Here is a 13749-nt window from a genome sequence, read left to right as displayed (position 1 = left end):
CCCATGAGTAATGAAACCATTTACGGCATTCATGCCGTCCAAGCCGTGCTTGCGACTGATCCATCTCGCTTTATTGACGTGATGGTGCTAAAAGGCCGTCAAGACGAACGCTTGGTGCCTGTACTAAACGAATTAGCGATGCTGGGGATCAGTATTCAGCAAGTCGGCCGCAAAGCGTTAGACGACAAAACCCAAGGTGCGTCGCACCAAGGGATTGTGGCACGTGTCAAAGCGGGCCGTCAGTATAACGAAAATGACTTGGAGGCGATCCTCGCCAATACCGAGAACCCCTTGTTGCTGGTGCTTGATGGGGTAACTGACCCCCACAACTTGGGGGCGTGCTTGCGTACCGCGGATGCGGCGGGAGTCAGTGCAGTGATTGTCCCGAAAGATAAATCCGCTCAGCTCAATGCTACGGCGCGAAAAGTCGCCTGTGGCGCCGCTGAAGTCGTGCCTTTAGTGCGCGTCACCAACTTAGCGCGAACCATGCGTGCGCTCAAAGAGCAGGGCGTGTGGTTTGTGGGCACGGCGGGTGAGGCCGATCATGATGTTTACGACACCAAATTGGTGGGGCCGCTCGCCTTAGTGATGGGCGCAGAAGGAGATGGCATGCGCCGTTTGACGCGTGAAACCTGTGATGAGCTGATTCGGATCCCAATGGCGGGTAGCGTGTCGAGCTTGAACGTGTCCGTGGCAACTGGCGTCTGTTTGTATGAAGCGGTGCGTCAGCGTCGTTAAGTGCCTTGTCTCTTGTCCACCGCTGAAGAAAAACGCCCCTGTTGGGGCGTTTTGTCATTGAGGGAAGTGAAAAACCGTTACAGCAATTGCCAGACCGCGGCGCTGCCCGGCTTTTCGCCTTGCGTCCACCACTTGGCTTGGTAGCGTTGGTTGTTATATTCAACTTCATCGCCACCGGAATAAGCAACGGTCGCTTGCCATTCACTGCTTTGGTTGGCTTGGCTATCCCCGACGCGCTCCCATGGATCGCCTTGGTCTGGGCGCTGGCCTTTGGTCCACCACTTGGCGCGATACTCAACCCCTTGATAAAGGACGCGATCGCCGCCGACATACACGGTATTTTCATCCCACGTTGGTAAGCCACTGGCCGGCGTCACGGTTACTGTGAATTGCGCTTGCGTGGTTTTGTCGCCATCGCTGACCTCGACCGTGACCACATAGTCGCGATTCTCCGTCACGGTGGGCGCGGTCAGCGTCACCTGATCACCGGTGCCAGAAACGGCCAGATCGCCGGATGCACGGTAGGTGTAGCTGAGTGTATCGCCATCTGGGTCGTATGCCTCAATCGTCACGCGGGTTTGCTCACCGCTTTTCAGGCTAACAGGGGCGATAGGTGCCACAGTAGGGGCTTGGTTTTCACCCGGTACCACCACCTTAATGATGGCGCTGGCCTCGGCATTGGCTTGGCCGTCTGATACCGTCACCGACAGTGAATAGTCGGTGCTGGTGCTCACATCGGGGGCGGTCACGGTGACCGAATCCGTGTCGCTATTGGTCAGAGCCAACGCCGCATCGCCTTGCCAGCGATAGGTCAGGGCATCGCCATCCCGATCACGCCCATTGGCGGCAATGGTTAACGACGATCCGGGTGCCAGCGTATAGCTTTGCTGCGCAAGGGTGACGGTAGGAGCACTATTGACAGGTGGTTGACCATCCTGTGCTAAGCCCTCGTGCATCGCATTAAGGATATCGCCATTGTCGGCATCGATTTCCCAAGCAAACAAACCGGCGAAGTTGTGGTTGCGAACATACTGGCCTTTGGCTTTGACCGAGCGTGGGTTGTCATAAGTGACTAGCTTGCCGTTGTCTGGGTTCCAAACGTAGGCCGCTTCAGCTTGCTCATCATAACCGGGTTGGAAGCCATTGATACCGTTCCCCGCGCTGCCGAGCATTGATTTGACGACGCCTTTGTAGTCAATCACGCCCGCTTCCCAAATACCATCAGCGGTGCTGCCTTTGATTGGGCCGTTACCGGGGGCGGTCATCGGGTTGTTAGGATCGGTTGCATTGGCAGGGAAAACGCCTTCCCAGCCACGACCGTACATCGCGGTACCGATCACCATTTTCTCCGGTGGCACGCCGCTTTCGAGCAGTAATTGCACGCCATTATCGAGCGTGTAGGCAGGACCTTTTCGGGGCTCGCCGTTATCATCGACACCAGTACCATCACATTCATCGGCGCTCATATGGCTGCCGCAGTAAATGGCGGTTTGGTGACCGGTGACATTATTCCATGCGCCGAAAAAGTCGTAGGTCATGGCAAAGATGTAATCCATGTACGGCGCGCTGGCGCTGTAATCGACGTTGGCGATTTTGTCATAACCGGCCCCGACGGCCGAGGTGAGTTGGTACTCACGGCCCGTGTCGGCTTCGAGCTCATCCAACATCGCGCGCAGCTCACGCATTAAGGCCGCGTAGGTTTGGCTGTCTTTATCTGGATTGCCTAAATCTGGGTTGGCACCGCCACCGCCTGGGTACTCCCAGTCAATGTCGACCCCATCATAGAATTTCCAGGTTTGTAGGAACTCTTTCATCGAGGCAACAAAGACATCACGGTTGGCTTTGTCGGTGAAATCATAGAAGGGGTCTGATAGGGTCCAGCCGCCAACGGATGGGAGAATTTTCAGATCCGGGTAGCGCTGCTTGAGCGCCATCATTTGCGCGTAAGTGCCACCAATTGGATCTTTAGCTGGTGTGCCGGGCAGTTTTTTCTGAATCGCTGCCCAAGGGTCATGGATCACCACTTCATAGTCTTTTGAGCCTTGGCAGGCAAGCTCAAGCGCGCGCAAGCTGTTGCCATTTTCGATGTCGCCCAATGACTCATTGGGGCCACAAATGGGGATAAAGCCATATAAGATGTGGGTGAGATTCCCCGCGGGCACCTGACTGACATCGAAGTTACGGCCATAAATTCCCCATTCGACAAAGTATGCCCCCACCACGGTATCAGGCTGTTTGGGGTAGTCATTGTTATTGGGGTCGACATTCATCGGCAGTGGGTCAAGGTGCACACCGTCGGTGTCTGCGATCACGATGGGTTTGGCGGCACTGGTCGCACACTGGCCATCCACGCCGCCTTCACACAAGGCGAGTTTAAGCTGGTAGCGGCCGCCTTTGTCATAGGGAAAAGTGACAATGCCGGATTTGGTTCCTGCCGGTAAGGTGCCTTGATTGACGACTTGATCGTCAAAGTACACCTTGTAGCTGTCACCGCCATCACCGGACCACGCATTCCATTTAATTTCAATTTGGACTTCATCCACGCGTTGCACCAGATCTTTGTACGATCCGCGGCCATATTCGTCGACTTCAACAAAAGAATAGTTCTGTGGCTTCCAGTCCAAACTTGGGGTTGAGGGGGCCGCCACGGCGTGGCTGGCACCCAGTGCCCCAGCAATCGCCAGAGAGAGTAGGGTCATTGGCTTCATGTTTGCTCCTTATTGTGTCACGCGTTGCCAAACAAGGGCAGCGCCGGGTTGCTCGTTGCGTGTCCACCATTTTGCTTGGTAGATGTTGTCGCCATAGCGCACGCGATCCTTGGCCACATAGACGTCAGATGCACTCCAAGCGGGCAGGTTGCTGGTGGGTTCGTCGGTAGCCGGGATCACCGACAGGTTGAAGCTATAGCTATCGTGATGGCTAAAGACTTGGTTTTGCACCACGTCATCGGCATTAAAATGGATCTCACCGTGGCGCATCACCCCGATACGTAAGGGCTCGTTAGCCTGTTGCTCGATAAGGCTGGCCAGTGCGTGTGGCCAATTCGCCACATTTTGGTCCGTCAGGGTGAGTGTGACATCCACGACTTCTTGGCCTTGGCGATTGTGCAAGCGGGCGCGCACGCGATCGCCCAATGCTGCCATTTGTGGATGTGGGACAAAGTATCCTAGCTCGTGCCATTGGGCGGGGGCGGTCTGACTAGGGGTGATAGTGATGTCGGCACAGTTGTAGAAGCCTTCTCCGGCCGGATCAATACGTTGCCAACGGCTATAGAGAATGGCATCACCTTGACGATCGGCGGGCAGGGTCACGGTCATCTCGTAATACCGGTTACCATTATCGCCAACCACAATGGGCAGGTCGCCAAAGGTGTCGATCTTTTCGAGATCGTCCCACGTCAGCGCATCGATCGCGCCGTTGTAGTCTGGCTTGGTCAGATAAATTTCCCAAAAGCTTGGGTTGTGCGGTGTGGTGGCGCGAAAACGCACGTCAATTTGCCCATTGCCATCTGGGGTGACTTCGGTCCGTTGCCAATCCGGTGAGGGCAAACTGATCCCGGCTTTATTGGGATCACCGGCACCACATAAGTTTCCATCGGTAACGGCCGCTTTCACCGCATCCATATTGCGATAATCCGCCACCAATTGCGCTGATTCGTGGTGTTGCACAAACGGGTAGTGCCCCGATTCTAAGAACGCAGCGCGACAGGCAGCGTTAGGGATACGTGATCCATCTGAAGGCCACCAATAGCCTCCTTGCTCATGGCAAATCGCTTGGCGTGCTTTGGGGCTTTCTAAATAGCCATGTGCCATCACTTGTGAAGTGCTTGCGACCAGCGCAAGGGCCACGGCGCTGCGGCAGGAAAACTGTGTGAGCGAAGACTTGAACATAACGACTCCTTAACGGGGGCACGCAGCCCCCGCATTCAAGACCAGAAATGGATTAGAGGCTGCAGACTTGGCGCCAAGCTTGACCACCGGGTGCCGCTTGGGTCCACCATTTGGCTTCCCATACTGCATCTTGGTAGATAAGTTGGTCGCCACCGCTGGCATGGTTGCCACCATTGGGCCAGTTGGGGTAGGTACTCAGGCTGGCAACATCGACGCCGGGACACTGAGTGTCGCCACCACTTTGACCAGTGCTACCGGGTAGCGCAGGCGGAAGGCTTGGATACTCCTGCTTTACCGCATAGCGCTGGCCATCTTTTTCGATGGTGATATTGGTCGGGTTAGTGATCGGCATGTAGTACATCACCTGAGCGTCCAAGGTTTCACCCGGCTTAAAGCTTTGCTCTATGCCACCCCATTCGTTGATCAAGGTGATGGCAAAGCGATGATGCGTGGCATCAAACCCGCCGATGTTGTTACCACTGGCGTTGCTGCTATCACGCACGACTTCCATGCGCAGCTTTTTCTGGGCGTTCCAGTCAGATTTAAAAATGGCCGAGGTTGAAACCGGCACATCAAAGCTGATGGTGGCGCCCGATAAGTCCAGATCCGAGTGGTTGGTAAAGCGGAACGTGGGGCGGATAGGATAATTGTCATCGCCCACTGGGAAGTTCAGTGCGTCAAACGTGACATCCACTTGCTCGCTTGGCACTTGGAAGTTGGCGTCGCCACGTTGTAGCGAGTAGTCGCTGCCGGATTGCTTAAAGGTTTGGTACGCCAGCGAGGTCAGGGTGTCACCCATAAAATAGGCTTGACGCTGATCATCATAGCGATAATCCCCCGCCAGCTCCCAGAACATCACCCCGCCTAGGCCTTTGTTGACTACGTAGTCCACTTTCTCGGCCATCGAGGTTTCGTCTTCCATCGACAGGAATACGCGTTTTTCCTCGTTCCAAACCCATGGCGCTTTGGCGATGTCATCGTAGTAACGTTGATAACTACCAGTAAGGCGATCAGTAGGGTCTTGCTCAGGGTCAAGTCCGTATTCCGCCGCATAGGCCGGTAGTTTGCCGTCGAGCAGGTTTTTCACATGCCACAATGGGTTAGAGCCTGCAGGCACTTCGTTGCCGAGCTCGTCCACATCATGCCAAAGATTATCTATCCCGACTGCACCGTTGCCGCATTTGTTTTTCTCACCGACACCGGTGCCGGCTGGGCACTCACTTTGGTTTGGCAGTGGCGCGCGCCCCCAAAGACCTTTGTCGCCACCTTGCACGTCTTTAAAGCCGCGGGTGTAATACGGGATACCAATATTGATGCGGCCGGGAGACATACCGCCCATAAAGTAGGTCGCAGCCCAGTCGGTATTTAAATAACCAATCCCGCCAAACTCAGGGGTTTGGTAGACATTCCACTGTTTAAGCTCCGAGTCTTCGCCGGTGTCGTACAGCGGCGCCTGATGGCCAACATGATCGTTCCATGCCCCGTGCAGGTCATAGCTCATAATGTTGACGTAATCTAAGTATTGGGTGGTTTGGAAGGTTTCCATCCCGCGCAATAAGTAACCCGACGACGGTGCGGCAATGGTCAGCATATAGTGCTTGCCATCTTGTGCACTGGCTTTATCGAGCGCTTCACGCAGCGACTTCATCAATACTTGATAGGATTTATTCAAGTGCGCACGACGTGGGTTGGAGTACTCGAAATCGTCAGGGTGGCCTGAGTCTTTCATTGACGATGGGTATTCATAATCAATGTCTAGACCATCAAAGCCATACTGGCGCAAGAAGGCGACGGCACTGTCGGTGAAAGCTTTAATGCCAGCTTGGTTGACGCTGCCATCGGCATTGGTGGTCATGGTGTAGAAGCCACCACTATCAACGCGCTCGCCGTTTTCATCGAAGTAGCCCCCGGTTTCGGCCCAGCCACCCACGGAGATCAGCGTTTTCACGTCGGGGTGCTGCTTTTTATACTTGTTGAGCAAGTTAAAGTGGCCTTTGTACGGCAGGGTTGGATCCATTTCTGCGCCGGCCACACCTGGCCAGGTCATCTGGGTCGCTGGGTTATCGGGGGAGTTGGGATCGCCGATAGACAATTGGTTGTCCGCGTTAACATGGGCAAAGGCGTAGTTAATGTGGGTGATCTTGTCCCAAGGAATATCGCTGACTAAATAAGCTGGCTGGCCGTTGGCACCGTTTCGCCAGCTGGTGAAATAGCCGATGACACGGCGAGGGTGATCGGCCCCCATGTCTTCAAGGCCGTTTTCGTCATACACAGAGCAATACGGCACCTCGACATCTGGGGTGGTGTATAAACCAGCCGGACGACAGGCATACTCATCGCCGCCGGTTTGGTCATCACCCACCACCTGTTGCAATGTCTGGATGTCGGTAGCGCCTTTGTCGTCGGTCACGGTGAGGGTAAAGGCAAAACGCCCCGTTTGTTCGGCTTGCCAGTCAATGGTGGTCGCTTCTGCACCTTCATATAAGACAGTCTCGCCTTGTGAGAGTACGAATGAGGTTACTGTGCCATCCGTGTCGGTTCCGGCGAGGGTGAAGGTGAGTGTGTCGCCAACCTTAACGGGTCCAGACGGGGAGACGGTTAAGGTTGCGGTAGGGGCTTGGTTGACGCTGCCCGCGCACTGGCCGAGGATTTTCCACGCTTTCCACTCCCCTGATTGGGTGGCAGGATCGGCTTGCGTCCACCACCTTGCCTCATAGGCGGTATCGTCCGCTTTAACTTGATCCCCTTGGGTGTAGGTATTGCCACTTTGCCAATTGGGCAGGGGCTGGCAATCAACCGCAGCATGTACGCTGGGGCTACTTAACGCGAGTCCCGCCAAACCTAGCGCGACGGCACGTGATGGCGTCATCAGTTTCATATTTTGCTCCCAAAATTTTTGAAGCGAATTTCATCAATGCAGGTAGCGTTTGATGTGTCCTTTTCCTTACTTTTTTGCCTGTATAGGTGACTTAAATATCAACAATAGGCAATAAAACCGCTATGTTGGGCAATTGATGCCAAGAAATGGAGGCGGAAGTGCAATAATTTGAGCGCGGGTTCAGAAATTAATTATTGGTAAAAAAGAAGTGCATCAATAGCGTGATGTTGGTTGAAACTTAAACAAACTTGACAGTTTGCAGGCTTGATTTCTTGATTTATTTGCGATCTGTCAAGCTTTTGCGGCCAACGTCACGAAGGATGTTATCAGTATGTTGTTTTGAGCGAATTAAGTAGTGTGCCGATTTCATGCTGTAGGTGGTGAGAAATTGTGGGTGATGAGAATAAAGAGCGCTAGTTGACGAAAGCGACAAACGGTGGTGGAAGACGGGCAAATTAAGACAAAATCTGTTTGCTAATGGCGTTGCAATTCTGTACTATCTCGCGCCTGATTCTCGGTCTTTTATTTTTCGTTCCTTGCTTCCGCTGGACGACCGGGCCAATTGTGGAAGCTGATTAATCCGTAAGGAGCAACTCAATGCGTCATTACGAAATCGTATTCATGGTGCACCCTGATCAGAGCGAGCAAGTTGCTGGCATGATCGAGCGTTACACTGCGTCTATCAAAGATGCGGGTGGTCAAATCCACCGTCTAGAAGACTGGGGCCGTCGTCAACTGGCTTACCCAATCAACAAACTGCACAAAGCACACTATGTTCTGATGAACGTAGAAGCTGAGCAATCTGTGATTGACGAGCTAGAAAGCACGTTCCGCTTCAACGACGCTGTGATCCGTAACATGATCATGCGTACCAAAGACGCTATCACTGAGCCATCTGTCATGATGAAGGCTAAAGAAGAGCGTACTGCTAAGCGTGAAGATCGCCCTGAGCGCGAAGAGCGTGCAGAAGCGAAACCAGAAGCGAAAGCTGAAGGCGAGAGCGCTGCTGAGTAATTGCTGTGATGACCAATCGATTGGAACTTGCTGGTGTTATCAGTAAAGCTCCGGTCCACCGCCAGAGCCCTGCAGGGATCCCGCACTGCCACTTTGTGTTAGAGCATCGTTCCACGCAACTCGAAGCGAACCTTCCCCGTCAGGTGTATTGTCGTCTGCCGGTGGTGGTAAGCGGGCAAGGGTCAACACAACAGACTCACGATTTAGCTTTAGGCAGCCATATCAAGGTAAGCGGTTTTCTCGCTTACCAGACCAGCCGACAAGGCGAGGGAAAATTGGTATTGCATGCCGACCACATTATAGACATTTAGATCAGGAGATAAGCCCATGGCACGTTTCTTCCGTCGTCGTAAATTCTGCCGTTTCACTGCAGAAGGCGTACAAGAGATCGACTACAAAGATGTAGCGACTCTAAAAAACTACATTACCGAATCTGGTAAGATTGTACCTAGCCGTATCACTGGTACTCGTGCTAAGTACCAGCGTCAACTGGCTCGTGCTATCAAGCGCGCTCGTTACCTGGCCCTGCTGCCGTACACTGACAAGCATCAGTAATCGGAACTGTCCACGTTAGAGAGGATTGAAGAATGCAAGTTATTCTACTTGATAAAATCGGTAACCTGGGTGGCCTAGGTGATCAGGTAACTGTTAAGTCTGGTTACGCGCGTAACTTCCTTATCCCACAAGGTAAGGCTGTTATGGCAACCAAATCAAACATCGAACACTTCGAAGCACGTCGTGCTGAGCTAGAAGCAAAAGTTGCTGAGCAACTGGCTGCCGCTCAAGCGCGTGCTGAGAAAGTTGAAGCGCTAGAAGCGGTTGAGATCGCATCTAAAGCGGGCGACGAAGGCAAGCTGTTCGGTTCTATCGGTACTCGTGACATCGCTGACGCTGTAACTGCAGCAGGCGTTGAAATCGCGAAGAGCGAAGTTCGTCTACCAGAAGGCGCGCTGCGCAACACTGGTGAGTACGAAATCAGCGTGCAACTGCACTCTGACGTGTTCGCAACCGTAAAAGTGAACGTTGTTGCTGCGTAATTGCCAAGACAATGTTTGTGAAAGAGCCAGCCGATAAGGCTGGCTTTTTTTATGCCTGTGAACAGATAATCGCTAAAGCCACTGATACCGTAATCCGACCGTGAACACACTGTCTTGGTGCTTCAGCCCCGGCGGCACTTCACTCATGTAGTTTTGTTTTCCCGTCAGCTTAATCGAGAGCTTTTCGGTAATGGTGGTAGCTAGCGACAACACGCCTTCCACACTGGTATTGCTTTCCCCTGACACCACCTGTGTGCGTCCCTCGATATTGGCATTATCTAAAAAACGCCACTGCCATTTGGCTTGAGCGCGGACGACAGGCTCACTGACCGAGTAGGGCATGATCAGATCATCGTCATCAATTTCGTCCAAATTTGGACGTTGGTAACGAAAACCGGGACCTATCTCTGTGCTGACACTTAATGCGTCACGCTCTATCCATTGGTAGCCAAGACCGGTTGCGAGCATAAAGTCGTCAAAGTAAGGGCCATAACGGTCAGCGACGTACGTGGCGTTCAGCAGCGCATAGCTTTGCGCGCTAAGCTTCATATTGGCTTGGGATTCGAACTCCGTTTTGCGTTTGTCCTCTTCGCCATCTTTTTCAACCTGCAGCAGACTGACGCTGGCTTGATAACTGTATTGTTCGACTTGGTATTGGCCGTTTAACTCACTGTTGATCGTTTGTGAATCGGCATTGCCGCCCAGACGTTGATAACCGATGGAAATATCGGATGACCAAGGTGACCTTGGCGTGTCGTCTTGCTCGGTTGCATAGGCAGGACTGATACACGCGACACATAGTGAGATCCAAAGCGGCGTATAAACAGATTTCATGGCTTTACCCTCACACTGTCTCAGGCGCGCTATGATAGGGATCGTCAGCATTGAAGCGGTCAAATTTGGGTTAAAATCCGCGGTGATTATTCAGCGTTTGGAAAAAAATGGCTGACAGGGCAGCGTCTCGCTAGGACAGCGGGTATAATGGCGCCCATCAGTAATAGGTGAGTTCGTTATGGCAGACAATCGTAAACCCGCAAAAGATCAACAAGTCGCTAACCTCAAAGTGCCGCCACATTCCATTGAAGCCGAGCAGTCCGTGCTGGGTGGCTTGATGTTGGATAACGAGCGCTGGGATGCGGTTGCGGAAAAAGTCGTCAGCCATGACTTTTATAGTCGCCCCCATCGATTAATTTTCGATGCGACCAAGACCTTGCTCGATGAAGGCAAGCCACTAGATTTGATCACCCTCTCTGAGCACCTTGAAAAAGCGGGTACGCTCGACGATGTGGGCGGTTTTGCTTACTTGGCGGAGCTTGCGAAAAACACCCCAAGTGCGGCCAACATTATTGCTTACGCCGATATTGTGCGAGAGCGTGCCATGGTACGTAATCTGATTGGGGTGGCCAATGAAATCGCCGATGCGGGCTATGACACGCAAGGGCGTAGCTCGGAAGATCTGCTCGATATGGCCGAGAGCAAGGTGTTTGCGATTGCCGAATCTCGAACCAGTGAAAACGAAGGGCCGCAGCATATTGACTCGGTGTTGAGTAGGACACTGGAGCGGATTGAAGAGCTCTTTAAGTCACCACAAGATGGTGTCACGGGCGTATCGACAGGCTTTACTGACCTGAACAAAAAAACTGCCGGCTTACAGCCGTCTGATTTAATCATTGTTGCGGCACGTCCATCGATGGGTAAAACCACCTTTGCGATGAACTTGTGTGAAAACGCGGCGATGGACCAAGAAAAACCCGTGTTGATTTTCTCGCTCGAGATGCCGGCTGAACAGCTGATGATGCGTATGCTGGCCTCGCTCTCGCGCGTCGACCAAACCAAGATCCGGACCGGTCAGCTTGATGATGAAGACTGGGCGCGCATCTCCTCATCGATGGGGATCTTGATGCAGAAAAAGAACATGTACATCGATGACAGCTCCGGTCTGACACCGACCGATGTGCGCTCGCGAGCCCGTCGCGTTGCACGTGAACATGGCGGTCTGAGCATGATCATGGTCGACTACCTGCAATTGATGCGTGTACCGGGTTTACAAGAAAACCGAACCCTTGAAATCGCCGAAATTTCTCGCTCGCTCAAAGCGCTCGCGAAAGAGCTGAACGTGCCTGTAGTGGCGCTATCGCAGCTGAACCGCTCGTTGGAGCAACGGGCGGATAAACGCCCAGTTAACTCGGACTTACGTGAATCGGGCGCCATTGAGCAGGATGCCGACTTGATCATGTTTATTTACCGAGACGAAGTCTACAACCCAGAAAGTGCGATGAAAGGGATTGCGGAAATCCTGATTGGTAAACAGCGTAACGGTCCGATTGGTAGTGTGCGCCTCACCTTCCAAGGGCAGTATTCGCGATTTGATAACTATGCAGGACCCGCGTTTGATGATGAGTGATCTGTCTACCATGACCAATGCAGCTCGTGCCTTGATTGATCCCGAGGCGATGGTGCACAACATCCAAGTGATGCGCCGTAAAGCGCCTCACAGTAAAGTGATGACGGTGGTGAAGTCCGATGGTTATGGGCATGGGCTCGCGTCTGTTGCCACCACCTTGGCCCCGTTTAGCGATGCCTTCGGTGTGGCGCGGGTGGAAGAAGCATTGACGTTACGTCGTGCCGGGATCCAATTGCCCATCGTCTTGCTGGAAGGATTTTATGAAGCGGATGAACTGCCGTTATTAGTCACTCACCAATTGACGGCAACCGTGCATTGTAAAGAGCAAGTAGCGATGCTGACTCGTGCCTCGCTAAGTGAGCCGTTACCCGTGTGGTTAAAAGTCGACTCAGGCATGCACCGCTTAGGTTTTCAGCCTGAGCAAGTACCGGAAGCACTCGCCGCCCTCAATGCTTGCGACAATGTGGCCGCTGACATTGGCTTTCTCAGCCACTTTGGCTGCGCGGACGAGCTGGATAATCCGATTACGCAAGCACAGATAGATACCTTCATACAGGTAACGGAAGGGCTAAGCGGAGAGCGGTCGCTGGCAGCCTCGTCGGGGACCTTGTTTTGGCCGCAAAGTCATTTTGACTGGGTGCGTCCCGGCATTTGTTTATATGGCATTTCGTCACGAATTGAACTGACTGGCGAACAGCTGGGCCTAAAACCGGCAATGCGATTGACGTCCCGGGTGATGGCGGTTCGCGAACTGAAAGCGGGCGAGCCGGTAGGCTATGGCGCGCGTTGGCGCAGTTCGCGCGATACCTTGATTGGCGTGATTGCCATCGGTTATGGCGATGGCTATCCACGCTCTGCACCTGACGGCACCCCTGTTTGGCTAAATGGCCGCGAAGTGCCTCTGGCTGGGCGCGTATCGATGGATATGATCACCGTTGATCTGGGCCCAGATGCGACCGATAAAGTGGGTGACGAAGCGGTACTGTGGGGGCCTGAGCTTCCCGTCGAGCGCATTGCCCGCTTGGTCGATACTATTGGCTATGAATTAGTGTGCCAAGTCACTGGTCGCGTGCCTCGTCAATATCTTCCCTTGAACGCGGCCGATGACGCCGCGGTGTAGTTTTTCATGTTAAGCGGTACGTGGCGCACCTTGCACAGTGACCACCAAGGTTCGTGTACCGCCATGATCGCGATGCTCGCCCAGATAAATCCCTTGCCATGTACCGAGATTGAGGTGTCCTTGAGTGATAGGGACAGTGACAGTGGCCCCCAGCAAAGACGCCTTAATATGTGCCGGCATATCATCATCGCCCTCATAGGTATGACGGTAATAGGGCGCACGCTCGGGCACTGAGTGATTAAAATGGGACTCCATATCTTGGCGCACCGTGGGGTCCGCATTTTCATTCAAGGTCAAACTCGCCGACGTATGCTTGATAAAAACCTGTACTATCCCGATATCAATCTCATCGAGGATAGGCAGTGCTGATACGATGTCGTCGGTAATAAGGTGAAAGCCTCGCGGGCGTGGGCGCAATTGAATTTCGGTTTGATACCACATAAGCAGTCCTTGTTGTGATCCTCGTCGTGAGCGAAAAGCTCAAGGCTTATCCAACTATTCTATGATTAATCGCAACCCTCTCACAGCAATTGCATGTGAGAATCTGGCTGTGATTATGTAATATTATTCCAATTGCCACCGCGAACAGCGTGGTGACGCTGAGACAATACAGGATCCTTGCCGGCTGTTACGCTAACAGCGGCATTCACAACGCGATTTGGATGACC

12 protein-coding genes and 1 pseudogene are annotated in these 13749 nt (G+C 53.2%); 7 read left to right on the top strand and 6 right to left on the bottom strand.

The annotated features are described in order from the left end of the window. Positions 1-3: 3 nt before the first annotated feature. A complete protein-coding gene (gene rlmB, locus N7E60_RS12740; RefSeq protein ID WP_069589701.1) occupies positions 4-738 on the top strand; it encodes a 23S rRNA (guanosine(2251)-2'-O)-methyltransferase RlmB in 735 nt (244 codons plus the stop codon). Between the two features lie 77 nt (positions 739-815). Here rlmB and N7E60_RS17420 read toward each other — a convergent pair whose 3' ends face one another. From N7E60_RS17420 to N7E60_RS12725, 4 genes and pseudogenes are all read right to left on the bottom strand, one after another. Further along, the gene (locus N7E60_RS17420) at positions 816-1073 is read right to left on the bottom strand and encodes a carbohydrate-binding protein (protein WP_408642350.1); all 258 of its coding nucleotides are present in this window, start codon (positions 1071-1073) and stop codon (positions 816-818) included. Between the two features lie 384 nt (positions 1074-1457). Next, positions 1458-3437, bottom strand: a pseudogene (locus N7E60_RS12735) (glycosyl hydrolase family 18 protein); the annotation flags it as partial. An 18-nt stretch (positions 3438-3455) separates the two neighbouring features. Further along, positions 3456-4628 carry a lytic polysaccharide monooxygenase gene (locus tag N7E60_RS12730; RefSeq protein WP_269597671.1) on the bottom strand — a complete coding sequence of 391 codons (1173 nt, stop codon included), beginning with the start codon at positions 4626-4628 and terminating at the stop codon, positions 3456-3458. A 52-nt stretch (positions 4629-4680) separates the two neighbouring features. Further along, positions 4681-7506, bottom strand: coding sequence for a glycosyl hydrolase family 18 protein (locus tag N7E60_RS12725; RefSeq protein ID WP_269597670.1), 2826 nt, complete (start codon positions 7504-7506; stop codon positions 4681-4683). 597 nt (positions 7507-8103) lie between these two features. On the opposite strand from N7E60_RS12725, the gene rpsF reads away from it, so the two are divergent. Genes rpsF through rplI form a run of 4 tightly spaced genes read left to right on the top strand, consistent with a single transcriptional unit; the run spans position 8104 to position 9557 of the window. Beyond that, entirely contained in the window at positions 8104-8520 is a 417-nt protein-coding gene (gene rpsF, locus N7E60_RS12720; protein ID WP_069589698.1) for a 30S ribosomal protein S6, read from the top strand. Between the two features lie 8 nt (positions 8521-8528). After that, positions 8529-8831 (top strand): primosomal replication protein N, encoded by a 303-nt coding sequence (gene priB, locus N7E60_RS12715; protein WP_069589696.1) that lies wholly within the window; start codon positions 8529-8531, stop codon positions 8829-8831. Between the two features lie 16 nt (positions 8832-8847). Then, positions 8848-9075: a 30S ribosomal protein S18 gene (rpsR, locus tag N7E60_RS12710; RefSeq protein ID WP_069589695.1), complete on the top strand. Its 228-nt coding sequence runs from the start codon at positions 8848-8850 to the stop codon at positions 9073-9075. 32 nt (positions 9076-9107) lie between these two features. Further along, positions 9108-9557, top strand: a complete 450-nt coding sequence (gene rplI / locus N7E60_RS12705; RefSeq protein WP_069589694.1) for a 50S ribosomal protein L9 — start codon at positions 9108-9110, stop codon at positions 9555-9557. A 72-nt stretch (positions 9558-9629) separates the two neighbouring features. Here the strand turns inward: rplI and N7E60_RS12700 are convergent, their stop codons facing one another. Beyond that, positions 9630-10391, bottom strand: coding sequence for a DUF481 domain-containing protein (locus tag N7E60_RS12700; RefSeq protein WP_069589692.1), 762 nt, complete (start codon positions 10389-10391; stop codon positions 9630-9632). Positions 10392-10569: 178 nt separating this feature from the next. On the opposite strand from N7E60_RS12700, the gene N7E60_RS12695 reads away from it, so the two are divergent. After that, on the top strand, positions 10570-11961 hold the full coding sequence (locus N7E60_RS12695) for a replicative DNA helicase (protein ID WP_077480277.1): 1392 nt from the start codon (positions 10570-10572) through the stop codon (positions 11959-11961). Next, positions 11951-13081, top strand: coding sequence for an alanine racemase (alr, locus tag N7E60_RS12690; RefSeq protein ID WP_269597668.1), 1131 nt, complete (start codon positions 11951-11953; stop codon positions 13079-13081). The genes N7E60_RS12695 and alr overlap by 11 nt, the downstream gene beginning before the upstream one ends. A gap of 9 nt (positions 13082-13090) precedes the next feature. Here the strand turns inward: alr and N7E60_RS12685 are convergent, their stop codons facing one another. Next, positions 13091-13522: a secondary thiamine-phosphate synthase enzyme YjbQ gene (locus N7E60_RS12685; protein WP_269597667.1), complete on the bottom strand. Its 432-nt coding sequence runs from the start codon at positions 13520-13522 to the stop codon at positions 13091-13093. Positions 13523-13749: the final 227 nt, after the last annotated feature.

The organism is Salinivibrio proteolyticus (genome assembly GCF_027286365.1).
GTDB classification, from domain to species: Bacteria; Pseudomonadota; Gammaproteobacteria; order Enterobacterales; family Vibrionaceae; genus Salinivibrio; species Salinivibrio proteolyticus.
The sequence above is the reverse complement of the archived record's forward strand: the minus strand, read 5'-3'. Positions and strand labels throughout refer to the sequence as shown.

Bases quoted from the DNA above. Each gene is read 5' to 3' on its own strand.
- rplI (WP_069589694.1), top strand. From the start codon at position 9,108: ATGCAAGTTATTCTACTTGATAAAATCGGTAACCTGGGTGGCCTAGGT.
- priB (WP_069589696.1), top strand. From the start codon at position 8,529: ATGACCAATCGATTGGAACTTGCTGGTGTTATCAGTAAAGCTCCGGTC.
- N7E60_RS12725 (WP_269597670.1), bottom strand. From the start codon at position 7,506: ATGAAACTGATGACGCCATCACGTGCCGTCGCGCTAGGTTTGGCGGGA.
- rlmB (WP_069589701.1), top strand. From the start codon at position 4: ATGAGTAATGAAACCATTTACGGCATTCATGCCGTCCAAGCCGTGCTT.
- N7E60_RS12730 (WP_269597671.1), bottom strand. From the start codon at position 4,628: ATGTTCAAGTCTTCGCTCACACAGTTTTCCTGCCGCAGCGCCGTGGCC.
- rpsR (WP_069589695.1), top strand. From the start codon at position 8,848: ATGGCACGTTTCTTCCGTCGTCGTAAATTCTGCCGTTTCACTGCAGAA.
- N7E60_RS12700 (WP_069589692.1), bottom strand. From the start codon at position 10,391: ATGAAATCTGTTTATACGCCGCTTTGGATCTCACTATGTGTCGCGTGT.
- alr (WP_269597668.1), top strand. From the start codon at position 11,951: ATGATGAGTGATCTGTCTACCATGACCAATGCAGCTCGTGCCTTGATT.
- N7E60_RS12695 (WP_077480277.1), top strand. From the start codon at position 10,570: ATGGCAGACAATCGTAAACCCGCAAAAGATCAACAAGTCGCTAACCTC.
- N7E60_RS12685 (WP_269597667.1), bottom strand. From the start codon at position 13,522: ATGTGGTATCAAACCGAAATTCAATTGCGCCCACGCCCGCGAGGCTTT.
- rpsF (WP_069589698.1), top strand. From the start codon at position 8,104: ATGCGTCATTACGAAATCGTATTCATGGTGCACCCTGATCAGAGCGAG.